The sequence below is a fragment of the Bradyrhizobium sp. HKCCYLR20261 genome (genome assembly GCF_051168435.1).
In the GTDB taxonomy this organism is placed as follows: domain Bacteria; phylum Pseudomonadota; class Alphaproteobacteria; order Rhizobiales; family Xanthobacteraceae; genus Bradyrhizobium.
Map to the genome: position 1 here is coordinate 131,827 of NZ_JBNPUZ010000005.1, position 23,192 is coordinate 155,018.

The 23,192-nt window shown below is 66.4% G+C and carries 15 protein-coding genes; 6 read left to right on the forward strand and 9 right to left on the reverse strand.

All coding sequences use genetic code 11. The features are described from left to right. Window positions 1-123: 123 nt before the first annotated feature. From ACQR1L_RS13230 to ACQR1L_RS13240, 3 genes are all read left to right on the forward strand, one after another. Window positions 124-912, forward strand: a complete 789-nt coding sequence (locus tag ACQR1L_RS13230) for an ImuA family protein (RefSeq protein ID WP_434858404.1) — start codon at window positions 124-126, stop codon at window positions 910-912. Next, the gene (locus ACQR1L_RS13235; RefSeq protein ID WP_434858405.1) at window positions 812-2,401 is read left to right on the forward strand and encodes a Y-family DNA polymerase; all 1,590 of its coding nucleotides are present in this window, start codon (window positions 812-814) and stop codon (window positions 2,399-2,401) included. Before ACQR1L_RS13230 ends, ACQR1L_RS13235 begins: the two co-directional genes overlap by 101 nt. A 247-nt stretch (window positions 2,402-2,648) precedes the next feature. Further along, window positions 2,649-6,251 carry an error-prone DNA polymerase gene (locus ACQR1L_RS13240; RefSeq protein ID WP_434858406.1) on the forward strand — a complete coding sequence of 1,201 codons (3,603 nt, stop codon included), beginning with the start codon at window positions 2,649-2,651 and terminating at the stop codon, window positions 6,249-6,251. A 22-nt stretch (window positions 6,252-6,273) separates the two neighbouring features. On the opposite strand, the gene ACQR1L_RS13245 is transcribed toward ACQR1L_RS13240, so the two are convergent. The 4 genes from ACQR1L_RS13245 to ACQR1L_RS13260 form a co-directional block, all read right to left on the reverse strand. Beyond that, entirely contained in the window at window positions 6,274-7,041 is a 768-nt protein-coding gene (locus ACQR1L_RS13245) for a DeoR/GlpR family DNA-binding transcription regulator (protein ID WP_434858407.1), read from the reverse strand. 88 nt (window positions 7,042-7,129) lie between these two features. Continuing rightward, window positions 7,130-8,128, reverse strand: coding sequence for a 4-hydroxythreonine-4-phosphate dehydrogenase PdxA (gene pdxA, locus ACQR1L_RS13250; RefSeq protein WP_434858408.1), 999 nt, complete (start codon window positions 8,126-8,128; stop codon window positions 7,130-7,132). Continuing rightward, on the reverse strand, window positions 8,125-9,366 hold the full coding sequence (locus ACQR1L_RS13255; RefSeq protein ID WP_434858409.1) for a four-carbon acid sugar kinase family protein: 1,242 nt from the start codon (window positions 9,364-9,366) through the stop codon (window positions 8,125-8,127). The genes pdxA and ACQR1L_RS13255 overlap by 4 nt, the downstream gene beginning before the upstream one ends. 4 nt (window positions 9,367-9,370) lie before the next feature. Further along, entirely contained in the window at window positions 9,371-10,396 is a 1,026-nt protein-coding gene (locus tag ACQR1L_RS13260; protein ID WP_434858410.1) for a 2-keto-3-deoxygluconate permease, read from the reverse strand. Window positions 10,397-11,303: 907 nt separating this feature from the next. Here ACQR1L_RS13260 and ACQR1L_RS13265 point away from each other — a divergent pair. From ACQR1L_RS13265 to ACQR1L_RS13275, 3 genes are all read left to right on the forward strand, one after another. Next, on the forward strand, window positions 11,304-12,032 hold the full coding sequence (locus ACQR1L_RS13265; protein WP_434858411.1) for a hypothetical protein: 729 nt from the start codon (window positions 11,304-11,306) through the stop codon (window positions 12,030-12,032). 1,097 nt (window positions 12,033-13,129) lie between these two features. Next, a complete protein-coding gene (locus ACQR1L_RS13270) occupies window positions 13,130-14,344 on the forward strand; it encodes an efflux RND transporter periplasmic adaptor subunit (protein WP_434858774.1) in 1,215 nt (404 codons plus the stop codon). A gap of 41 nt (window positions 14,345-14,385) precedes the next feature. Further along, the gene (locus ACQR1L_RS13275) at window positions 14,386-17,508 is read left to right on the forward strand and encodes an efflux RND transporter permease subunit (RefSeq protein WP_434858412.1); all 3,123 of its coding nucleotides are present in this window, start codon (window positions 14,386-14,388) and stop codon (window positions 17,506-17,508) included. Here the strand turns inward: ACQR1L_RS13275 and ACQR1L_RS13280 are convergent. From ACQR1L_RS13280 to ACQR1L_RS13300, 5 genes are all read right to left on the reverse strand, one after another. Next, window positions 17,505-18,206 carry a branched-chain amino acid ABC transporter ATP-binding protein gene (locus ACQR1L_RS13280; protein WP_434858413.1) on the reverse strand — a complete coding sequence of 234 codons (702 nt, stop codon included), beginning with the start codon at window positions 18,204-18,206 and terminating at the stop codon, window positions 17,505-17,507. The genes ACQR1L_RS13275 and ACQR1L_RS13280 overlap by 4 nt on opposite strands. After that, window positions 18,203-19,963 carry a branched-chain amino acid ABC transporter ATP-binding protein/permease gene (locus ACQR1L_RS13285; RefSeq protein WP_434858414.1) on the reverse strand — a complete coding sequence of 587 codons (1,761 nt, stop codon included), beginning with the start codon at window positions 19,961-19,963 and terminating at the stop codon, window positions 18,203-18,205. The genes ACQR1L_RS13280 and ACQR1L_RS13285 overlap by 4 nt, the downstream gene beginning before the upstream one ends. Window positions 19,964-20,009: 46 nt before the next feature. Next, window positions 20,010-20,846 carry a branched-chain amino acid ABC transporter permease gene (locus ACQR1L_RS13290; protein WP_434858415.1) on the reverse strand — a complete coding sequence of 279 codons (837 nt, stop codon included), beginning with the start codon at window positions 20,844-20,846 and terminating at the stop codon, window positions 20,010-20,012. A 75-nt stretch (window positions 20,847-20,921) separates the two neighbouring features. Further along, entirely contained in the window at window positions 20,922-22,082 is a 1,161-nt protein-coding gene (locus tag ACQR1L_RS13295) for a substrate-binding protein (protein ID WP_434858416.1), read from the reverse strand. A 42-nt stretch (window positions 22,083-22,124) separates the two neighbouring features. Beyond that, window positions 22,125-23,000 (reverse strand): nitrilase family protein, encoded by an 876-nt coding sequence (locus ACQR1L_RS13300; RefSeq protein WP_434858417.1) that lies wholly within the window; start codon window positions 22,998-23,000, stop codon window positions 22,125-22,127. Window positions 23,001-23,192 lie beyond the last annotated feature (192 nt).

Below are 23,192 nucleotides of genomic sequence, written 5' to 3' on the forward strand. Positions count from 1 at the left end.
CGGACGCGTTAGCTTTATATTAGAACGTATCATGAACAAAGAGGTTCGTCGCGGGTTCAACTGCCTGCATTCATTTTGAAGAACGGCAGCACTCGCACGATGGATTGAAAGGAGCGGCGACGGATGACCGGCGCACGCATGGATACGCTCGCGCGTCTGCGCGGCCGCATTGCCCGTCTCGAAGCGGCCGATGGCGCGCATGATCTGCGCCGGGTCGCGCTCGGCCATGACGAGGCGGACGCGGTGCTGCAGGGCGGGCTCGCCACCGGCGCGCTGCACGAGGTGTTCGCGGAAGGCGGCCGCCAGGCGGCGGCCGCGACCGGCTTCGTGTGTGGCCTCGCCGCGCGCGTCGCCGCACGGAAGCCGCTGATCTGGATCCGGCAGGACTTTGCCGAGCGCGAGGCCGGCGCGCTGTCGATGAGCGGGCTCGCCGAGCTCGGCCTCGATCCGCGCCGCCTCGTGGTCGTGCGCGCGCCCGATCTCGATCATGCCCTGCGCACCGCCGCCGATGCACTCGCCTGCGATGCGCTGGGCGGCGTGATGCTGGAGGTGTGGGGCGAGACGCAAAAGCTCGATCTCGTCGCCAGCCGCAAGCTGACCCTGGCAGCGCAGGAGTCCGGCGTGACCGCGCTGCTGCTGCGCGTCGCCGCGACGCCGGAGCCGTCGACCGCGGAGACGCGCTGGATGGTGCGCACCGCGCCGTCGTCCGAGGTCGCGCCGTGGATGGCGTGGGGCGCGCCGCGGCTCGATGCCGAGCTCATTCGTAACCGTCACGGCCAGACCGGACGATGGATCATGGAGTGGATGCCCGATGCGTGCCGTTTCAGCGAATCGGCGGCGGATCCTCAGCCTGTGGCTGCCGCGCCTGCCCATCGAGCGCATCAAGCGGAGCCGCGTCGCCGATCCGCTTGAGCAAGGCAAGCCGCAGGTCGTTCTTATCAAGGACGCCAATGCGCTTCTGATCCATTCGCTCGACGAGGCCGCGGCGCGCCATGGCGTGTCGCTCGGCCAGCCCTTGGCGAATGCCCGCGCGGTCTGTCCCGACCTCGTCGCGCATGAGGCCGATCTCGCCGCCGATGCCAGGCTGCTGGAGAGCATCGCCGACTGGTGCGACCGCTTCACGCCCTTGGTGGCGCTCGATCCGCCGCACGGGCTATCGCTCGACATCACCGGCTGCGTGCATCTGTTCGGCGGCGAGACAAAACTGATGCAGTCGGTGTGCGATGCGCTGACCGCGCACGGCCTCACCGTGTCGGCGGCGATCGCCTCCAACGCGGTCTGCGCGCGGACGCTGAACCGGCAGGTGCACGGCCGCATCGTTGCTGATGGCGAGGAGGCGGCGGCGGTCTCAGCCCTGCCGGTGGCCGCGCTCGGCGGCAGTGAGGCCATTACGCTCGGCCTGCGCCGCGCCGGCCTCAAGACCATCGGCGACGTCGCCTCGCGCGGCCGCAACGAGATCACCGCGCGCTTCGGCGCCGCCTTCACCCGCGTGCTCGCACAGGCGCTGGGCGAGGCCGATGCGCCGATCAGCCCGCGCAAGGTGCCGCCGGACTACATCGTCGACAAGCGCTTTGCCGAGCCGGTCGCGACCGACACCGTGATCGCGGCGAGCCTCTCCAGCCTTGCGGCGATGCTGGTGGCGGCGATGGCGCAGCAGGGCAAGGGCGCGCGGCGGCTCGAGGCCTGCTTCTTCCGCACCGACGGCTTGGTGCGCATCATCGCCGTCGACACCGGCCAGCCGGTGACGGACGCCGCCGTGATAGACCGGCTGTTCCGCGAGCGGCTGGAGGCCTTGAGCGATCCGCTCGATCCCGGCTTCGGCTTCGACATGATCCGGCTCGCCGCCGGCCGCAGCGAGATCGTGGTGCAGCAGCAGCGCGATCTCGACGCCCATGTCCACGACAATGACGAACTGTCGGCGCTGATCGACCGCATCGCCGCGCGTATCGGCGGCAAACGCGTCGTGGTGCATCTGCCGGTCGACACCTACGTCCCCGAGCGCGCGGCGCTGCCGCTGCCGGCCCAGCACCATCTCGCGGCCACCAGCACCGCCGCCTGGCCCGAACGTACCGACGGCGAGCCGCCGCTGCGTCCTTTGAGGCTGTTCGCGCGCCCCGAGGCCATTCAAGTGATCGCCGGCGTCCCCGACGGCCCGCCCGCCCGCTTCGTCTGGCGCCGCGCCGCGCATGCGGTGGTCCGCGCCGAAGGCCCGGAACGCATCGCGATGGAATGGTGGCGCCCCGACGGCCAGGGCCTGACCCGCGACTATTTCCGCGTCGAGGACGAACACGGCCTGCGCTTCTGGCTCTACCGCGACGGCCTGTATGACCGCGAGTTCGAGCAGCCGCCAAACGGCCCGCCGGTGCAGCCCCTCTGGTACATGCATGGACTCTTTGCATGAGGGCAGGGGACTACGATATTTGCAGCACGAAAGGTGCGCTCCCTCTCCCCGTTCTTCACGGGGAGAGGGCTGGGGTGAGGGGCAGCCACACCCACCGAGCGTGCGGAGAGCCCCCTCACCCGGATTGCATCTGGCGATGCAATCCGACCTCTCCCCGCAAGCGGGGCGAGGTAGGAGCGGCGCCAGCCGCCAGAGATGTGCTCACAATTGTAGGGCATAGCGCCACCTCAGCCTCCGCGGCCGCGCCATGACCCCCGTCGCCTACGCCGAGATCGGCGTCACCACCAATTTCTCCTTCCTGCACGGCGGCTCGCATCCCCAAGCCTATGTGCACCAGGCCGCCGATGACGGCCTCACCGCCATCGGCATCGCCGATCACAACACGCTGGCCGGCATCGTGCGCGCCTATAGCGAGCTGAATAACGACAAGCTGACCTACAGACCGAAACTGCTGTACGGCGCGCGGCTCGTCTTCACCTGCGGCACGCCGGACATTCTGGTCTATCCGCGCGACCGCGCGGCGTATGGCCGGCTGTGCCAGCTGCTGACTCAAGGCAAGCGCGGCAGCGACCTCGACAAGGTCGCCAAGGGTGATTGTCGCCTGACGTTCGAGGATCTGTTCGACTTCATCGACGGCCAGCTCGTGGTGCTGATGCCGCCGCATCGCTTCGACGAGGACGCCCTCGGCAACATCCTTGCTCGTCTGAAAGACAGCCCCGCCGAAGGCGTATGGCTCGCCGGCAGCCTGCTGTACCGCGGCGACGACCGCCGCCGGCTGGCGCGTCTCGCAAGGCTCGCGGCGTCAGCCAAGGTGCCGCTGATCGCCACCAACGACGTGCTGTATCACCACCCTAGCCAGCGCATGCTGCAGGACGTGCTGACCTGCATCCGCGAGAAGGCCTCGATCGAGAGCATCGGCCGCCGCCTGCAGGCCAATGCCGAGCGCCATCTCAAGCCGGGACATGAGATGGCGCGGCTGTTCCGCGATCATCCCGACGCCATCACCGAAACTCTCCGTTTCGCCGACCGCATCAGCTTCTCGCTCGACCAGCTCAAATACCAATATCCCGACGAGCCGGTACCGCCCGGCAAGACCGCGCAGGGCCATCTGGAGGACCTGACCTGGGCCGGCGCCAAGAGCTATTTCGGCGACAACCTCGATGACAAATTGCGCGCCGTCCTCAACAAGGAGCTGGCGCTGATCGCCGAGCTCAACTACGCGCATTACTTCCTCACCGTCCACGACATCGTGCGCTACGCCCGCAGTGAGGGCATCCTGTGCCAGGGCCGCGGCTCCGCGGCGAATTCGGCGGTCTGCTACGTGCTCGGCATCACCTCGGTCGATCCGACCAAGATCGACCTGTTGTTCGAGCGCTTCATCTCCAAGGAGCGGCTGGAGCCGCCTGATATCGACGTCGATTTCGAGCATTCGCGGCGCGAGGAGGTGATGCAATATGTCTATCGCCGCTACGGCCGCCACCGCGCCGCGATCATCGCCACCGTCATCCATTATCGCCCGCGCAGCGCCATCCGCGACGTCGGCAAGGCGCTCGGCCTGACCGAGGACGTCACCTCCGTGCTCGCCGACACCGTGTGGGGCAGCTGGGGCGACGGCCTCTCGGACATGCAGGTGCGCCAGGCTGGGCTCGATCCGAAAAATCCGATGATCCGCCGCGCGGTGGAGCTCGCCTCGGAGCTGATCACCTTTCCGCGCCACCTCTCGCAGCATGTCGGCGGCTACGTGCTGACGCAGGACCGGCTCGACAGCTACGTGCCGATCGGCAACGCCGCGATGGACGACCGCACCTTCATCGAATGGGACAAGGACGATGTCGACGCGCTCAGCATGATGAAGGTCGACGTGCTCGCGCTGGGCATGCTGACCTGCATCCGCAAGAGTTTTGCGCTGATCGAGCAGCACAAGGATATTCATTACGATCTGGCGTCGGTGCCGCGCGAGGACCCGAAGGTCTACGACATGCTGTGCAAGGGCGAGTCGCTCGGCGTGTTCCAGGTCGAGAGCCGGGCACAGATGAACATGCTGCCGCGGCTGAAGCCGCGCACCTTCTACGATCTCGTCATCGAGGTCGCGATCGTCAGGCCCGGCCCGATCCAGGGCGACATGGTGCATCCATACTTGCGCCGTCGCAACGGTCTCGAGAAGGTCAGCTATCCGGCGCCTGCGAATGGTCCGAAAGACGAGCTCTACAAGGTCCTGCACAAGACGCTCGGCGTGCCCCTATTCCAGGAGCAGGCGATGCGGATCGCGATCGAGGCCGCAAAGTTCTCGCCCGAAGAGGCCAACGGCCTGCGCCGCGCGATGGCGACGTTCCGCAACGTCGGCACCATCGGCTCCTATGAGGAGAAGATGGTCTCGAACATGATCGCGCGCGGCTATGATCCGGCCTTCGCCAAGAGCTGCTTCGACCAGATCAAGGGTTTTGGCTCCTACGGCTTCCCGGAAAGCCATGCCGCGAGCTTCGCGCAGCTGGTCTATGTCTCGTCCTGGCTGAAGCGCTTCCATCCCGACGCGTTCTGCTGCGCGCTGTTGAACTCGCAGCCGATGGGCTTCTACGCGCCGGCCCAGATCGTCGGCGACGCCTACAAGAACGGCGTCGAGATCCGCGACATCGATGTCTCCCACAGCTTCGCCGACAACACGCTGGAAAAAACCGACGGGAAATACTGCGCCGTCCGCCTCGGCTTCCGCCAGATCGACGGCTTCCGCTGGATCGACCGCGACGAGGAGCGGATCAGGAAGTTGTCCGAGGCGGTGCGAAGGGAGGCGAGGGCTGTTTCCACACATTCCTTGCCAGCCATCCCCTCGCTGTCATTCCGGGGCGCGCGCAGCGCGAGCCCGGAATCCATAACCACGATCGGGAGTATGGATTCCGGGCTCGCCCTCCGGGCGCCCCGGAATGACAGCGGGGAGAGAGTGTTGTCCAACTCACAATTCATTGATGGATTGCGCGACGCTGTCGCATCGCCCCGGAATGACAACGAACAACAAACCCACATGTTGCTCTCGAATGCCGACCGCGAGGACGACTGGGCCGACCGCATCATCCGCGCGCGCCAGCGCCGCCCGTTCACCTCGCTCGAGGACTTCGCCCGCGACACCGCGTTGCCCAAGCGCGCGCTGCTGCTGCTGGCCGATGCCGACGCGTTCCGCTCGCTCGGGCTCGACCGTCGCGCGGCACTCTGGGCCGTACGCCGGCTGCCCGACGATGTGCCGCTGCCGCTGTTCGAGGCGGCAATCGCCCGTGAGCAGCCGGACGAGGGCGCACAGCCGCTGCCCGAGATGCCGCTGCCGGAGCATGTCGTCGCCGACTATCAGACCATCCGCCTGTCGCTGAAGGGCCACCCGATGGAGTTCCTGCGCCGGCGCTTCGCCGCCGAAGGCGTGCTGGCCTGCCGCGACGTCAACGACGCCAACGACCGCCGCCGCATCCGCTGCGCCGGCGTGGTGCTGGTGCGGCAGCGGCCGGGCAGCGCCAAGGGCGTCGTGTTCATGACCCTGGAGGACGAGACCGGCATCGCCAACATCGTGGTCTGGCCGAAGGTGATGGAGACCTTTCGCAAGGAGGTGATGGGCGCGCGCCTGGTGCTGGTCGAGGGCCGCATCCAGAGCAGCCCCGAAAAGGTCGTGCATCTCGTCGCCGAGCGCCTGGTCGACCGCACCGCCGATCTCGCGCTGCTGTCAGACGACCGCCTCGGCGCCATCCCGCAGGGGCAGATGCCCGCCGAGCCGCTCAACGACGACCGCCGCGACCACCCCGACAATCCCTCCCAGCGCGTCAGCCATCCCCGCAACGTCCGCATCCTGCCGCGCTCGCGGGATTTTCATTGAGGCCGGCGCGCAAGGCGACCTCTCAGCCGGCCCGCGCGATCACGACCCGCGCACCTGCTTCCGCAAACGCCGCGCGTTGTGCCTCCGACGCGCCGTCGTCCGTCACCAGGGTCCAGCGCGGCGGCAGCGGGGCCCAGGCGTCCTGTTCGGCGCGGCCGAGCTTGCCGGCATCGGCGAGCACGATCAACTCGCGGGCCTGCTGCATCATCAGCGATTTCAGCGCCACCTGGTCGAGATCGGCCTCGCACAGGCCGCGGCCGGTCACCACGCCGTCGGCGCTCATGATCGCGCGGTCGGCCGTGATCCGCCGCAACGCGTCGCTCGCCAGCGGCCCCATCGTGCTCATGCTGGTGGTGCGCAGCGCGCCGCCCAGCACCACGATCTCGATCGCCGGCGCCTTGGCGAGAAACGGCAGCAGCGCGAGATTGTTGGTGATGATGCGCAGCCGCCGCTGCAGCAGCAGCCGGCCGAACGCGGCGACCGTCGAGCCGGCGTCGAGGATCAGGGTGTCGCCGTCCTCGATCAGCTCGGCCGCCGCGCGCGCGATCGCCTGCTTCTCGCGGCCCTGCACCGCCAGCCGCTGCTCCAGCGTGGCCTCGGCGACGTGGCCGGTGAGAATCGCGCCGCCATAGGTGCGGCGCACGGCGTTGCTCTTCGACAGATGCTGCAGGTCGCGGCGAACGGTCGAGGCGGAGACGTCGAAGCGCCGGGCGAGATCGTCGACATCGATCTCGCCGGCGTTCAGGGCTTCCAGGAGCCGGGCATGCCGCTCCTTGCTGCGCATCGACATCGGCCTCTCACCCTCACTGCCGCGCCATGCTCATTGGCGCCGGTTGATGGGTGGACGCCATAGCATGCCGGCGCACCTGCGCAATGCGTCAGGCCGCCGGCCTCGGCGCGAGATCCGCCGCCTGGCGCAGCGCCTCGATCAGGCTGCGCTCGTCGGCGATGCCCTTGCCGGCAATGTCGAACGCCGTGCCGTGGTCGACCGAGGTGCGGATCACCGGCAGGCCGACCGTGATGTTCACGCCGGCCTCCAGCCCCAGCACCTTGATCGGGCCGTGGCCCTGATCGTGATACATCGCCACCACCATGTCGTAATCGCCACGGCCCGCGAGGAAGAACAGCGTGTCGGCGGGCAGGGGGCCGCGCACGTCCCAGCCCTTGCGCTGGCAGGCTTCCACGGCCGGCGTGATCTTGGCGGCCTCCTCGCCGCGGCCGAACAAGCCGTTCTCGCCGGCATGCGGATTGATGGCACAGACGCCGATCTTCGGATGTTTGATTCCGGCGCGCACCAGCACGTCATGCCCGCGCGTGATCACGCGCTCAACGAGCCCAGGCTCGATCTTCTCGATCGCGTCCAAGAGGCCGATATGCGTGGTGACGTGGATGACGCGCAGCTTCGGCGACACCAGCATCATCGAGACTTCCGGCGTGCCCGTGAGATGCGCCAGCAGTTCGGTATGCCCCGGGAATTTGTGCCCGGCCGCATGCAGCGCCTCCTTGGAGAGCGGCGCGGTGCAGATCGCCTGCGCGGTCCCCGCCTGGACGATCTCGACAGCCTTCGCGATGTAGCGATAGGCGGCTTCGCCGGCCACCGGCGACACCTGGCCGAACGGCAGGTCGTCCGGCACGATCTTCAGGTCGACGCATTGCACGGCGCCCGAGGCGAAATCGGCCTCGCTGGCCGCGCCGAGTGCGTCGACGTCGCGGGCCGTACCGACGATCCGGCCGGCCTTGCGCAGCCGCGTTGCGTCGCCGATCACCAGCGGGTTGCAGATCGACCGCGTCTCCGGATGGTTCAACGCCTTCATGATCACCTCGGGCCCGATGCCGGCCGGATCTCCCATGGTGATTGCGATGGTCGGACGGGTCATGAGAAGCTTCCTCTGGTTCGGATCGCGCGCAGGCGCTCGCTGATGCGGATCAGGCTGTGCGCGTCGCCGAACGCGCCGGCCTTGGTGGCAATCGGGACGGCGATCTGGCCGAGCGTGAGGCCGAGCGATACGCCCGGCTCGATCTCGTCGGCGAGGCGGATGCCGTTGACGCCGAAGCGCGCGAGCAGGGCGGCCGCGGTCTCGCCGCCGGTTGCCGCGAAAGCGCCGATGGCGGGTGCCACCGTCTGCAGCGCGTCGGCGAGACTGTTCGCAAGCTGGGTGCCGAGCCGCATGTCCGGGTGATCGTTCATCGTGATTTCGACGAGCGCATCTCCGCCTTGCGCGAGATGCGCGGTGACGTCGGCCGCGAGCACGGCGCGGGCGTCGTGATCCTGGCCGAGCAGCATCTCAGGCGCGACCGGAAAATGCCTCACGGTGCCGCTCGCCTGCAGCGCACGCGCCGCACTGCGCGAGGCTCCCGCCAGCGAGCCGACCACGATCAGGGTGCCGCAGGCGCTGGCCGGAATCCGCAACGTCTCGCCAGTCTCTGCGGCCTCGAGACCGGCCAGCGCATGCGCGAGGCCGGCGCTGCCGATGAAGAACGGCGCCGGCGAGACGTCGCTGCTCGCGGCCGCGATCAGGTGCAGATCGTGCTCGGTCTCGGCATCGCAGATGGCGATGATGTTGCCCTCGGCCGCGAGCCGGGCCAGTGTGCCGTTCAGGCCGGGGCCGCGCACCGCGGCGAGCGCCACCTTCTCGGACCTCACGCCGGCCGTCGCGAGCACGTCGGCCAGATCGGCGTTGGGATAGCTGTGGTCACGCTGCCAGACCTCGGCCTGTTCCAGCGGCCGTCCCTGCACCAGGATGCGTCCGTCCACAGTGGTGCGGCCGGTCGCCGGGAACGCCGGCGCGAACACGCCGAAGGCCGGGCCCGATTGCGCGAGATGCGCCATTGTCGCCGCCGTCTCCGCTGCCGGCTGTCCGCGCAGGGTCGAGTCGATCTTCTTGAACAGCCGCAGCCCCGGCCGGGCGAGCCGCGCCAGCACGTCGCCGTGCCGGCGCGCGGCGTCCTCGGCCGAGAGGCCGCGGCTCGCCGCGTCATAGGCGAGCACCGGCAGCCGGTGATCGGACGCGTCCTCTCCCCAGGTCACCGCGGCGGCGCGTCCGCGCCGGCCGAAGGCGATCGCGCAGTCTGCTGCCCCGGTGAGGTCGTCCGCGACGATCAGCCAGCCTGCCATGGAATCAGTGACCTGCCGGACGTGGCGTGGGTGTCAGTGCAGCGGCGGTCGCCACCTCTTCCTCGCTCTCCGTGTCCACGCCAGGGCCGACCTTGCGGCTGACCCAGGCGGTCAGCAGCGGCGTCAGGATGGCGGTGACGACGACGCAGGCCGCGATCAGGATGGTGGCAGGGCCTGCCGCCGGAGCATAGGCCGGATTGGCTGCGGCCACGATGGCCGGAACGGCCGCCGCATTGCCTGCAGTGGAAGCCGCGGCGACGCCGGCGACGCCCGTGCCGCCGGTGATCCGGTCGGCGAGGAACAGCGGAATGCCGGTCACGATCACCACCGCGACGCCCATGCCGAGGCCGAGCAGGCCGGCCTGCCAGACCTTCGACAAATCGAGCCCGGCGCCGAGCGCGAAGGCGAAGAACGGGATCATCACCGGGATCGCACGGCTCAGGAAGGCGCGCATCTCACGGTCGAGATTGCCGATGATCATGCCCACGACCAGCGGCAGGATGGCGCCGACCAGCGCCTGCCACGGAAAGGCCGACAGACCGGCGACGCCGAGCGTCAGCATGGTCAGGAACGGGCCGCTCTCCAGGGTCATGATCGTATAGGCGCCGACGTCGCGCGGCCGTCCATACTGGCCCATCAGCGCCATGTAGAGGCCGCCATTGGTGTCGTTCATCGCGGCCACGATGGCGAGCGTCGAGATGCCTGCGAACATTCCGGAGGTCACCGGCGTCTCGCCGAGAATGCGGCCGAAGATCACGCCGAGGATCACGGCGACGCCGACCTTCACGACCAGCAGGGTGCCGCCCTTCTTGACGATGTAGGGCGTGGCGCGGAAGTCGATGCTGGCGCCCATGCAGACGTAGAACACGGCGAGGATGGTCAGCGATCCCGAGAACAGCGCACCGGTGAAGGAGCCGAAGAATTTCGGCGTCTCGGGGAAGAACGTCGCGATCAGCGCGCCCACCAGCAGCGGCACCACCATCATCCCGCCCGGCACCTTCTCGATCGTCTGCTTGATGGGCACCTGCATGTCCCGCGTCCTTCCCTGACAACGTCAAATTCTACGTATTTTGCGCAATCTTTTGAGAAGAAGATGCGCGCTTTGGTCAGATAGGCGCGAAATGCGCAGAATGCAAACGATATTTGCGCGATTTGCGCATTTTTAGAGCCGTTATGAGCCGGAGCGCGCCGCTGCCGAGTGCGTCCCGCTCGCTGCTGTCGGTCGGAGAGTCTCCCGGGCACCTGCGGGTTCGTAGCGGTCAGGCCAGCCCTGGCCCAACCCCCAATGCAACCCGAAGATCCATCGAGATGGGCGGCAGCCGTTTGAGTGCTCGACGATTGAGGCTCGACAATCTGCATTCGAGGACGGCCCAGCGGAAAATGCGCGTGCTGCTGCACGATCCCTTCAACGCGACGAGATAAGTACAAGCCCACCTTCGTGCTTGTTAGTTTGTAGGATCAAACCGCGCCTTGTAGGGCAGGGCAATCCCATGTGGACATTCCAGGCTGTCGTGACGAACGATTCTGCAAGTTAGTTACTCCGTCATGCCCGGGCTTGTCCCGGGTATCCACGTCGTTCTCAGCATGCCGGCGGACGTGGATGGCCGGGACAAGCCCGGCCATGACGATGTGGAGAGAGACGAGCACAAAACGGCGATCGCCACACGCGATTGCCCTGCCTTTGTAGGGTGGGCAAAGACACGGCGCGCCTCGCGCGACGTGACGTGCCCACCGGCCGCAGGCGCGATGGACGTGTAGCCGCTGTGAGGGGGATCGCTGGCTCGTAACAAGAACGGTGGGCACGTCGCGTCGTGCGATGCTGCGCATCGCCCGACGCGCCTTTGCCCACCCTACACCGCTCCTTCGCGGGCCATCTTGTGGCCTTCATCGCCACGATATCAATTCTCGTCGTCCAACACGCCACGAAACCTCTCCCCATGCAACTGTCCGATCGCTCTCTCCTCATCCTCAACATGGTGTTCGTCATCATCGGCGTGCTCGTGCTGCCGTCGAAACCGGATGTCGGAATCGTCACCATCGCGTTCTTCGGATCCGGCGCCGTGCTCGCCGCCAGCATCATCATCCGCAAACAACGCTCGGCACCGAAGGCCGAGCGGGTCATGATCACCGGCGGTGTCCCCATGCGCCCCTCGCGCGTGTTGATCGGCGGCCTCGGTGCCTGGCTGGCGGCGCTCGGCGTGATCCTGACCGTGTTCGGCTGGCCCTACGGCATCGTGTTTCGCTGCCTGTCGATCGCCTCGCTGATGTTCGGCTGCTATCTGCTGGCCGCCGTCCTGATCGGCTGGCTGCCGAGCACTTTCATCCAGTTCGATGTGTCGGGGATCACCTTCGGCTATCGCGGCTTCTCCTATGTCGTCGCCTTCGACAACATCTCGGATCTGGCGGTGGCGGAAATGAACCGCAATCCCTTCCTGTGCATCCGGCTGCATCAACCCGATGCCGTCGCGGTGACGCCGCCCGCAAGATATGTGGACGCGCTCAAGCAGATCGGCCGATGCGAAGGTCTCATGGGCGCTCACATCGCCATTCCGACCCAGCAATACCTGATGGATGCCGGGCTGCTCTCCCAGGCCATCGCGCGCTACATCACCGAGCCGGCGGCACGCCGCGAGCTCGCTGTGAGGTCGCTGGCCGATGTGAGATGAGATCATCTCAGACGAGCGCTTCCTTAGACCGTTGCTTCAGACCGTTGCTTCCGTGACGATGTCTCGCCAGTTCCACCGCCGTCATGCTCCGCGAAAGCGGGGCATCCAGGACTCCGAGGCAGAAGAGATTCACCGAGGTGTCACGGCGTACTGGATCGTCAGCTTTCGCGGACGATGACAGCCAGGGGGGCAATGATCAATGTGCCAGAACTTCGGAAATGGTCGCCCGGACGCTGCGTCGCCGCCTGAAAAAAAACGCTTTACATTTTTCCGAATTCATGTTCTATTCTCGCGCATCCCGTCCCATCGAGAAGGGGCGTAGCGCGCGATCGTCCCGACACGCGGGGCGGGGAGCGATGGCCGTGGTGTTGCCGCAGCGTGCTTGGCACGTGGACGAACGGCAGCGCGCGGACGTGAAATCGCAGCGTGCTGGCACCCCGATGCTGGTGCTACGTTCGTGACGGCGTTCGTGACGGCGTTTGCGCGCCGCGCGGGCAATGGTGGCCAACAAGCCCGGCGCACCAGGCAGACTGCGTATAAGCGTGAAGACCATCGCGCAGGGAAGGCCGGGCGTTCTCCGGCTGCACCTGTGGTACCTGCCGCCTGCATTTTTGTTAGCAGGCGGGCCGCAGGCGCCAGTCGGCGCCTGGCCTTCCCTGCGCCCTCCTCACGAGAGGGTGAAGCGATCAGCATAACTCGGGCGCATCTGCGCCGCGAGGCTGCGTTCGAATGTCTGGAGCGATCAGTCTGATCCTCGGCGCAGCTGTCGAACAAGGGTTCGGGAAGAGAGTAGGCGCGTACCCGCAGAGGTTGTCTCACAAAGAAACATCATCGTATTCGCGATTCCTTACGTGGAGATGACGTCATGGTGCGTCGCGAAGAAAATAGGGATTGGCCAAAACGAGCTGAATGCAAGCTGAACGGCTGTCGTTGAGCTTTCAAATTTTTGAAGCAAAACAACGGCGAGTTGGGCGATTTTTAGGTTGTTTAAAGCTCCAGTTCCGCACTATTAGCGGCAATGATGAGCCCGCGAATGCCGGAATCGTCGACGGATACAACGAGCCATGGCGTCTGAACCGAACGCATATCCGCAGCTGATGAGCACCAAGCGGTTGGTGATGGGCCTGGCCGTGTTGGCGGTCGCCGGAGCGGGGGCCTATGGCTACATCCAGATCGGTTCCACGCCGTCCAAGGACAACATCGAGCTCTCCAGCCAGTCCAAGCGCAACGGCACGACCTTCACCCCGTCGGCTGCGGAATGGGCAACGCTGACGATCGAGCCGGTCTGTGAAAAGATCTTCCGCGCCGAGCATATCACAGAGGGCAAGGTTGCCGTTGACGAGGACCGCTCGACCCCGGTGTTCTCTCCCTATGCCGGCCGTGTCACCAAACTGCTGGCTCGCCCGGGCGAGACCGTGCGCCAGGGCCAGCCGCTGTTCGTGATCGAGGCCGCCGACACCGTGCAGGCCCAGAACGATTTCATCACCGCCATCACCTCGATGAACAAGGCGAAGTCCGCGCTCGACCTCGCCGACATCCAGTACAAGCGTGCCAAGGATCTGTTCGAAGGCCGGGCGATCCCGCTGAAGGATTTTCAGCAGGCGGAGGCGACCTCCGTTCAGGCCCAGAACGACATGCGGTCGTCACAGACCGCGCTTGAGGCCGCCCGCAACAAGCTGCGTATTCTCGGCTTCACTGATGCCGCCATCGGCAATTTCCAGAGCAAGGGCGTGATCGACCGCGAGATCACGATCTATGCGCCGATCGGCGGCACCGTCGTCCAGCGCAAGGTGGGGCCTGGCCAGTACGTCAACGCGGGTGCGAGCGATCCCGTGTTCGTGATCGGCGATCTCTCGACCGTCTGGCTGACCGCCTTCGTGCGCGAGAGCGATGCGGCGCTGGTGAATATCGGCGAAGAGATCCTCGTTAACGTCTTGGCGCTGCCGGGCCGGCCGCTCAAGGCCAGCATCAACTATGTGGCGGCCTCGATCGACCCGGCGACACGGCGACTTCTGGTGCGTGCCACGATCGACAACAAGGACGGCCTGCTCAAGCCGGAGATGTTTGCCAACGTCACGATCTATTCGCCCGGCGAGCAGCCCGCGGTCGCGGTGCCGCGTCAGGCGCTGATCTACGAAGGCAACCAGGTTCGCATCTGGGTCGCCCGTCCGGACAAGTCGATCGAGCTGCGCAAGATCAAGACGGGCCTGATCAATGGTGACCAGGTCGCCGTCGAGAGCAATCTGAACGCCGGCGAGCAGATCGTGACCAAGGGCAGCCTGTTCATCGATCGCGCCGCCTCGGGCAGCTGAGATGCGGCCCTCCTGCCTGACGTACTGAAAGTTCCGACCTGATGGGCCGCCTCGTTTCCATCGCCGTGCAGCGGCGCTTCCTGATGGTTGGAATGTTCGTCGCGGTGCTGATCGGTGGCCTGATCGCCTTCCGCCAGCTCAACATCGAGGCCTATCCCGACCCGACCCCGCCGATGGTCGACATCGTGACCCAGAGCCCGGGGCTCTCAGCCGAGGAGATCGAGCGCTACATCACGATCCCGATCGAGACCCAGGTCGCCGGCATCAAGAACCTGCGGACCATCCGGACAATCTCGCTGTACGGCCTGTCCGACGTCAAGCTGCAGTTCTCGTTCGACTACACCTATGACGAGGCGCTGCAGCAGGTGCTGAACCGGCTGTCGCAGTTGTCGCCCTTGCCCGGCAACGTCACCCCGCAGATCTCGCCGCTCAGCGCGGTCGGCGAGATCTATCGCTACCGGCTGCGCGGTCCGCCCGGCTACAGCGTGCTCGACCTCAAGACCCTGCAGGACTGGGTGCTGCAGCGGCGCTTCCGCGCCGTGCCCGGCGTGATCGATGTCACCGGCTGGGGCGGCAAGACCAAGACCTATGAGATCCAGGTCGACTTCAACAAGCTGGTCGCCAACGGCCTGACCCTGCCGCAGCTGCTGCAGGCGGTCGGCAACTCCAACATCAATGTCGGCGGCAACACGGTCGAGATCGGCACGCAGTCGGCGGTGGTGCGTGGCGTCGGCCTGATCCGCTCGATGGACGACCTCGCCAACACGATGGTGTCGCAGAGCGGCGGCAATCCGGTGCTGGTGAAGGACGTCGCCAACGTCACCGTGGCGGAGAAGCCGCGCCTCGGCATTGCCGGCCTCAATAACAATGACGACATCGTCCAGGGCATCGTGCTGATGCGGCGCGGCGAGCAGAGCTCGCCGACCATCGCGCGCGTCGAGCAATTGGTCGACCAGATCAACAATTCGACGATCCTGCCGCCGGGCGTGCGGATCGAGCGCATCTATGACCGCAAGGACCTGATCGACACCACGACCCACACCGTGCTGCATAACATGGTGGTCGGCATCGGCCTCATCGTGCTGCTGCAATGGGTGTTCCTCGGCAATCTCAGAAGCGCGCTGATCGTCGGCGCCACGATTCCGTTCGCGCTGTTCTTCGCCGTCATCATCCTGGTGCTGCGCGGCGAGTCCGCCAACCTGCTGTCGGTCGGCGCGATTGATTTCGGCCTCATCGTCGACGCTACCGTGATCATGGTCGAGGCGATCTTCCGGCGCCTCACGCAGACCACGCCCTTGTCGGAAGCGGAGTCGAGCCACATCTCGCCCGAGACAATGATGGGCATGAAGAGCCACGCGATCCTGTCGGCGGCCGCCGACGTGTCGCGCTCGATCTTCTTTGCCGCGGCGATCATCATCGCCGCCTTCCTGCCGCTGTTCACCCTGAGCGGAGTCGAGGGCAACATCTTCGGGCCGATGGCGCGCACCTATGCTTATGCGCTCGCCGGCGGTCTGCTCGCGACCTTCACGGTGACGCCCGCGCTGAGCGCCATTATCCTGCCGGCGCATGTCGAAGAGACCGAGACGCGGCTGATGCGGATGCTGCACGCGATCTATGCCCCGGTGCTACGCTGGGCGGTGGGTAACCGCAATCTGGTGATGACCGGCGCGATCGGCCTCGTGCTGTTGACGGTGGTGGTCGGACGGCTGCTCGGCCTGGAATTCCTGCCCAAGCTGGAAGAGGGCAACCTCTGGATCCGCGCCACCCTGCCGCCGACGATCTCGCTGCAGGAAGGCAACGCCTACGTCAACGAGATGCGCAAGATGATCCGCGCACGTCCAGAGGTCGAGGCGGTGGTCTCGCAGCACGGCCGTCCCGACGACGGCACCGATGCCGCCGGATTCTTCAACGCCGAGTTCTTCGCGCCGCTGAAGCCCGTGAAGGACTGGCCCGGCACCAAGGACAAGGACCAGCTCACGGCCGAGCTCTTGAAGCAGCTCGACGACCGCTTTCCCGGCGTCGAGTTCAACTTCTCGCAATATCTGCAGGACAACGTCTCAGAGGCCGTGTCCGGCGTGAAGGGCGAGAACTCGATCAAGCTGTACGGCAACGATCTGCAGGCGCTGACCGACACCGCCAACAAGATCAAGCAGGTGCTGTCGACGGTGCAGGGCGTCACCGATCTTGCGGTGTTCACCTCGCTCGGCCAGCCGACGGTGCAGATCGACATCGACCGCGCCAAGGCAGCCCGCTACGGACTCGCGCCCGGCGACATCAACGCCACCATCAAGGTCGCGATCGGCGGCGATACCGCGGGCGATCTCTACGAGCCGGGCTCCGACCGGCATTTCCCGATCATCGTCCGCCTCGCGCCGGAATATCGCAAGAGCGCGGAGGCTATCGAGAATTTGCGGATCGGCGCGCAGGGGCCTAACGGCATCACGCAGATTCCGCTGAGCGAGGTCGCGACCATCAAGCTGGTGTCGGGCGCGGCCTATATTTATCGCGAGCAGCAGGAGCGCTATCTCCCGATCAAGTTCTCGGTGCGCGAGCGCGATCTCGGCAGCGCCATCCAGGAGGCGCAGCAGAAGGTGGCCGAGCAGGTGCAGCTGCCGGCCGGCTCGCGCGTGGAGTGGGTCGGCGAGTTCGGCAATCTGCAGGACGCCATCAAGCGGCTGTCGATCGTGGTGCCGATCAGCCTGGCGCTGATCGGTGTTCTCCTGTGGTTCAATTTCGGCTCGATGGCCGACACTCTGCTCGCCATGAGCGTGATTCCGATGGCGATCTTCGGCGGCGTCGTGGGCTTGGTGCTGACCGGCATTCCGTTCAGCGTGTCCGCGGCGATCGGCTTCATCGCACTGTTCGGCATCGCCGTGATGGACGGCATCATCATCCTGTCGCAGTTCAACCAGCTGATCGACGAGGGCGTCGAGCGCATCGAGGCCGTCATCCGCACCGGCGAATTGCAGCTGCGGCCGGTGCTGATGACTTGCGTCGTCGCCGGCATCGGCCTGCTGCCGGCGGCGCTGTCGAGCGGCATCGGCTCCCAGGTGCAGAAGCCGCTCGCGATCGTCGTGGTCACCGGCATGATGCTGGCGCCCGTCGTCATCCTGATCACATTGCCGGTGCTGATCTCGCTGTTCTCCCGCCGGAGGGTCCGCTAGATGCGCATATGCTCGTCGATCCGTGCGGCGGCTCCGCTATCGACCACCGCGGCATCGACGATCTCGCCGCGCTTGAACACGAGGTAGCGGTCGCTGATCGACAGGGCAAAAGGCAGATGCTGCTCGACCACGATCATCGAGGTGCCAATCTCGCGGCGGACGCGGACCAGTACCTCGGAGAGGCGATCGACGACCGAGGGCTGCAGGCCTTCGGTGACTTCGTCGAGCAGCAGCACGTCGGGCTTGGCCATCAGCGCGCGGGCCACGATCAGCATCTTCTGCTCGCCGCCCGACAATGTTCCGGCGCGCTGGCCGAGCCGTTTCGTCAGCACGGGAAACCAGCCGCCGACCTGCTCGAACAGCGCGTCGATGTCCTTGTCCGACAACAGCCCGAGCCGGAGATTGTCGCGCACGGAGAGGTCCTGGAACAGCGCATGCTCCTGCGGCACATAGACCAGCCCCATCTTGCGCTTGAGATGCGGCGCCACCCGCGTCACGTCCTTGCCCGCGAGCCTCACGCTGCCGCGCCACGCCGGCAGGAAGCCGAGAATGGCCTTGAGCAGCGAGGTCTTGCCCATGCCGTTCTTGCCGACGATCGCGAGCGTCTCGGCCTTCGCCAGCGCAAAGCCGACATTGCTGATCACCTCCGAGGAGCCATAGCCGCTTGCGAGTTCTTTGACTTCGAGCGTCGTGCTCACGCCGGCACCTCCGCATGCGCCACGTGCTGACCGGTGTAGATCTCGCGAACCAGCTCGCTGTTGACCACCTCGTCGACCGAGCCGTCGAGCGCGAGGCGGCCCTGGTGCAGGACGATGATGCGCGAGGAGATCTCGCGGACGAAATCGAGATCGTGCTCGACGAGGAGAATGCAGAGCCGGTCGCGGCGGGCAAGGGAGGTGAGGATATCGGCGAACCCCTGGCGCTCGGCGCGGGTGAGGCCGGCAGTGGGTTCGTCGAGCAGCAGCACGTCGGGCTCGAGCGACAGCACCATCGCGAGCTCGAGCGCCTGCTTCAGCCCGTGGCTGAGATTGCGGGCCTCTTCGTCGAGCCGTTCAGCGAGCCCGGAGCGTTCGACCACCGACATCGCCGCGGGCGGCAGCGCCAGCGTGGCGGAGCGCGACGTGAGAGCAGGCGGATCGGCATGCGTCCGCGCCACGCGCAGGCATTCGGCGACGGTCAGCGTTTCGAACACCGACGCGGTCTGGAACTTGCGCCCCAGGCCGAACCGCACGACGCGATCCGGCGGCAGCTTGGCAATGTCGTGCCCCGCGATGGCGACGTCCCCGGTCGAGCGCTCGCGCCCATCCGACAGGCAGCGGATCAACGTGGTCTTTCCGGCGCCGTTGGGACCGACCAGGCTCAGCAGCTCGCCGCGATAGGCCGTGAACTGCACGCCGTCCAGCACGGCAAGACTGCCGTAGTGCTTGCCGAGCGCGCGCACTTCGATGGCGACGGCATCAGGATTGCTGACGGCGGTGGCGGCCGCAGCGGGCTGCAGAAGCGTCGTGGCACCTGCCGAACGTCCGCGGTTGATGAGGCGCATGACAGCGCCGAGCAGACCATCAGGGAAGACGAGGATCACCACGATCAGCGCGAGGCCAACGATCAGCTCCCAGACGTAAGGCAGGCTGTTGGCGAGATAGGCGCTGGCGACCTCGATGCAGAGGGCGCCGATCACAGGGCCGATCACGGTGCCGCGGCCGCCGAGGGCGACCATGATCACCAAGTTGGTGCCGAAGGTGAAGCTGGCGTTCTCCGGCGCGGCGACCGCGCCGAAGCCGGCATAGAAGAAACCGGCCAGCGCGGAGACCATCGCGGACAGTACCAGCACCACGATGCGCAGGCGCGACGTGTCGATACCAAGATAGGTGCAGCGCGAGTCATTGTCGCGCAGCGCCGACAGCAACCGGCCGGTATCGCTGCGCATCACCACCAGCGCGAGCACAGCGGTTGCGAGCAGTCCGAGGCCGGCGAGGCGCAGCCAGGTCTCGATCTCCAGGTCGAAACTCTCGAAGCCGACGAGGCCGCTCGACGAGCCCGTGAACGTGCCGCCGGAGTAGAGAATCTGCACCAGCACGATCGGCACCACCAGCGAGATCACGGAGGCGTAGAGTGGGGTCGAGCCGGGATAGAACGACAGCCAGCCGGTGAGGGCGGCGACGGCCGCAGCAACGGCGACCGCGGCGCCGATCGCCGCGAAGATCTGCCAGGTGCCGAAGCCGTATTCGGTGAACATGATCGCGAGCGCGTAGGCGCCGATGCCGAAGAAGGCGGACTGGCCGAAGGTCAGCGTGCCGCAATAGCCCCACATGATGTCGACGGTGATCGCCGCGATCGCCACGAAGCAGGCGCGCACCAGGATGTTCACGAGGTAGGTGTCGAGCAGCAGCGGCGCGACGAGGATCACCCCGGCGGCGAGCGCCACCAGCAATGCGGGGACGATCAGGCGCGGCATCGCGCGGCTCGTTGGGGAGGTCGCGGGAGAGGCGAGGGGGCGCGCATCACGCACGGGCAAAACCCTCCGGCCGGATCCGCAGCACGATCGCGGCGCAGATCGCAATCGTCAGGCCGCCGAGGATCGGATTGACGAAGGTCGAGACCAGCACCTGCAACGTCCCGAGTACGGCGCAGGAGCCGGCGAGCGCCAGCAGCGAGCCGCCGGACACCATGACGAGCATGAAGGCGCCGATCAGCCAGGGCACGCCCATGTTCGGGTCGACGCTCGATAGCGGCGTGATCAGCGCGCCGGATAGCGCGGCGAGCCCGCTGCCGAGCGCGAAGGTGATCAGCCGGACGCGCGAGGAATCGACGCCGAGTCCCTGCGCCAGCATCTCGTTCATGATCACGGCCTTGGTCGACAAGCCAAGCCGCGTGCCGTTGAGCAGGGCAGTAAAGAGCAAACCGACGACGATGGCCGCGACGATCATCACCAGCCGATAGGCGGAGTAGTCGGCGCTGAACAGATGCACGGTGCCGGAAATCGGCGCCTGGACGAACTGGACCTCGCGGCCGAACATGAGGGTGATGAGCTGACCCAGGACGATGCCTAGACCCCATGTCGCAAGGATCGCATCGAGCGGGCGCTTGTAGAGGCGACGAACGATCACGATTTCGGTGATGCCGCCACAGATCGCGCCGGCGATGAAGGCCAGCGGCAGGACCAGGAACCAAGGCAGGCCCAGTTGCGCGCCGACGAGGGCCGAGTAGGCGCCGACGGTGAGGAAGGCGGCGTGGGCGAAGTTGATGATCTTCATCACCCCGAATACGATCAGGAGACCGGCGGCGATGATGAAGAGCATGGCGGCCGTCGTGACGGCATCGAGGGCGACGGTCAGCATGGTGACTTCCACTTGAGAGAAGCGGGGCGGGCTGTCGTCCGCCCCGCGGGATCATACGCGATCAGGCGTGCTGTTTCACGATTTGCCCGGGCACTGCGCGCCCGGATCGACGTCCTTGAAGCTCTGGATCACCTTGACGCTGCCGTCGGGCTGGACCTGGCCGAGATACATGGTCAACGGCGCGTGGCGCTGCTTGTCCATCTTGATCGTGCCGCGCGGACCATCGACCGAGACCTCGGCGAGTGCCTTCAGCACCTTGTCCTGGTCGGTGCTGCCGGCCTTCTCGACCGCGGCCTTGTAGGCGTAGACGGCCTCATATTGCGGGACCGAGAGATCGTTCGGGGTCTTCAGCTCGGCTCCGAACTTCTTGGCCATCGAGGCCAGGAAGGTCTTGTTGGCCGGCGTGTCGATGCCGGTCACGTAGGAGGCGGACAAATAGATGCCGGCAGCGTCAGCGCCCATGCCCTTGGCGGTGCCCTCGTCGACGGCGAGGTTGCCGTAGGGCAGGTTCACGCCGGCGGCGCGCAGCTGCTTGGTCAAGGTGACGTTCGGCGCGCCGCCCGCCGTCGAGGTGATCAGCGCATCGGCGCCGGAGGCCTTGAGCTTGGAGATGATCGAGGTCCAGTCCGAGCCGTCCATCGGCAGATATTCCTCGCCGACGACCTTTCCGCCCGTCTTCTCGATATACATCTTCGTGAACGCCAGCATGCCGCGGCCGAAGGCGTAGTCGGAGCCGATCAGGAAGTAGTTCTTCGCCTTCTTCTCCTTGTTGAAGTAGTCGACGATCGGCGGCACCTGCTGGTCCGGCACCCAGGCGTTGACGTAGAGATAGGGGCTGCAGGACTTGCCCTCGTAGAACGAGGTGTAGATGTAGGGCGTCTTGCCGCGGGCGACGATCGGCAGGCCGGCGTTGCGGGCGGCGCTGGTTTCCATCGAGATCAGCACGTTGACCTTCTTCTGGAAGATCAAGGCGTCGAACGCCTTCTGCGCGCCGGCCGCGCCGGAGGCGTCGTCGGCGACCTCCAGCTCCAGCTTGCGGCCGAGCACGCCGCCCTTGGCGTTGATCTCCTCGACCGCCAGCTCGGCGGACTGCACCACCGACGGCGCGACCACGGAGTTGGCGCCGGACAGGCCGACGGGAACGCCGATCTTGATCGGATCGGCGGCAAAGGCAGACGAGAGTGCGGTCGCCGCAAGGGCGAGCGCGATTGAGGTGGTGAGCAAACGCGATGTCATCGATGGTCCTCCGTGAATGGTCGAAACAGAAAGGCTAAGTTGTCAGTACCAGCCGCGCTTGACCTCGCTGCCGAGCATCTCGTCGTAGACGTCGGAGCGGCGGTCGCGCAGGACCTGGTTGAAGGCGTTCCAGTTGCGGGCGCGGCGGGCTTCGCCGAGCGCCACGTCGGCGATCACGATCTCCTCCTTGTCGCGGCTCGCGGGGCCGGCAACCGGCCAGCCGGTGTAGCTGACGATCAGGCTCTGCCCCTCGAACGGCTGGCCGCGCTCGACGCCGACGCGATCGGCGCAGGCGATGAAGATGGAGTTGGAATGAGCGGCCGCCATCGCCAGGATGTTGGCCATGGCCTCGCGTCCCGGCGCCTGGCCGGGGATCGGCACCCAGTTGGTCGGCACGCAGACGATGTCGGCGCCCTGCAGCGCGTTGAGGCGGTAGCTCTCGGGGAACCAGCCATCGTAGCAGATCGCCATGCCGATGCGGCCGATCTCGGTGTGGTAGACGGGGAAGCCGAGATTGCCGGGTTCGAAGTACAGGTTCTCCTCGTTCCACAGATGCACCTTGCGGAACGTGCCGATATAGCCCTTCGGCCCGATCAGCACTGCGCTGTTGTAGAGCTTGGTCCCCTCGCGCTCGCAAATGCCGGCGACCAGATGCAGGCCGTGCTTCGCCGCGATCTCGCTCCATGCGGTCACGGCGGGGCCGCCGGGAATGGTCTCGGAGGCAGCGAAGGCCTCCTCGCGGGATTTGAACACATAGCCGGAGGAGGCGAGCTCGGGGAGCACCACGAGCTTGGCGCCTTGCGCCACCGCCTGTTGAATCAGATCGAGGCTGTGGGCGAGGTTGGTGGCCAACTCGCCGACCATCGGCTGCATCTGGATGCAGGCGATCCGCAGTTTGCTGTCGTCATCCGTCGTCAAGGCACGAGTCTCCGTTGCGTTCGCGAGGATCGCGCGCGCCAAACAAAAAGCCCCCGACTGCGCCTTGCGGCGCAATACGAGGGCTGCATAGCCTGATGTGAAATGGCCAACCGGCCATTGGCGGACATCCGATGTCCGCGCCGGCGGCAAGTAACTCAAATGCGCGAAGCGAAGTCAACGCCGTCGCTTGCA

Excerpts from the sequence above, each read along its gene's own strand:
- ACQR1L_RS13230 (WP_434858404.1), top strand. The coding sequence starts at position 124 with ATGACCGGCGCACGCATGGATACGCTCGCGCGTCTGCGCGGCCGCATT.
- ACQR1L_RS13235 (WP_434858405.1), top strand. The coding sequence starts at position 812 with ATGCGTGCCGTTTCAGCGAATCGGCGGCGGATCCTCAGCCTGTGGCTG.
- ACQR1L_RS13240 (WP_434858406.1), top strand. The coding sequence starts at position 2,649 with ATGACCCCCGTCGCCTACGCCGAGATCGGCGTCACCACCAATTTCTCC.
- ACQR1L_RS13245 (WP_434858407.1), bottom strand. The coding sequence starts at position 7,041 with ATGTCGATGCGCAGCAAGGAGCGGCATGCCCGGCTCCTGGAAGCCCTG.
- pdxA (WP_434858408.1), bottom strand. The coding sequence starts at position 8,128 with ATGACCCGTCCGACCATCGCAATCACCATGGGAGATCCGGCCGGCATC.
- ACQR1L_RS13255 (WP_434858409.1), bottom strand. The coding sequence starts at position 9,366 with ATGGCAGGCTGGCTGATCGTCGCGGACGACCTCACCGGGGCAGCAGAC.
- ACQR1L_RS13260 (WP_434858410.1), bottom strand. The coding sequence starts at position 10,396 with ATGCAGGTGCCCATCAAGCAGACGATCGAGAAGGTGCCGGGCGGGATG.
- ACQR1L_RS13265 (WP_434858411.1), top strand. The coding sequence starts at position 11,304 with ATGCAACTGTCCGATCGCTCTCTCCTCATCCTCAACATGGTGTTCGTC.
- ACQR1L_RS13270 (WP_434858774.1), top strand. The coding sequence starts at position 13,130 with ATGAGCACCAAGCGGTTGGTGATGGGCCTGGCCGTGTTGGCGGTCGCC.
- ACQR1L_RS13275 (WP_434858412.1), top strand. The coding sequence starts at position 14,386 with ATGGGCCGCCTCGTTTCCATCGCCGTGCAGCGGCGCTTCCTGATGGTT.
- ACQR1L_RS13285 (WP_434858414.1), bottom strand. The coding sequence starts at position 19,963 with ATGCCGCGCCTGATCGTCCCCGCATTGCTGGTGGCGCTCGCCGCCGGG.
- ACQR1L_RS13290 (WP_434858415.1), bottom strand. The coding sequence starts at position 20,846 with ATGCTGACCGTCGCCCTCGATGCCGTCACGACGGCCGCCATGCTCTTC.
- ACQR1L_RS13295 (WP_434858416.1), bottom strand. The coding sequence starts at position 22,082 with ATGACATCGCGTTTGCTCACCACCTCAATCGCGCTCGCCCTTGCGGCG.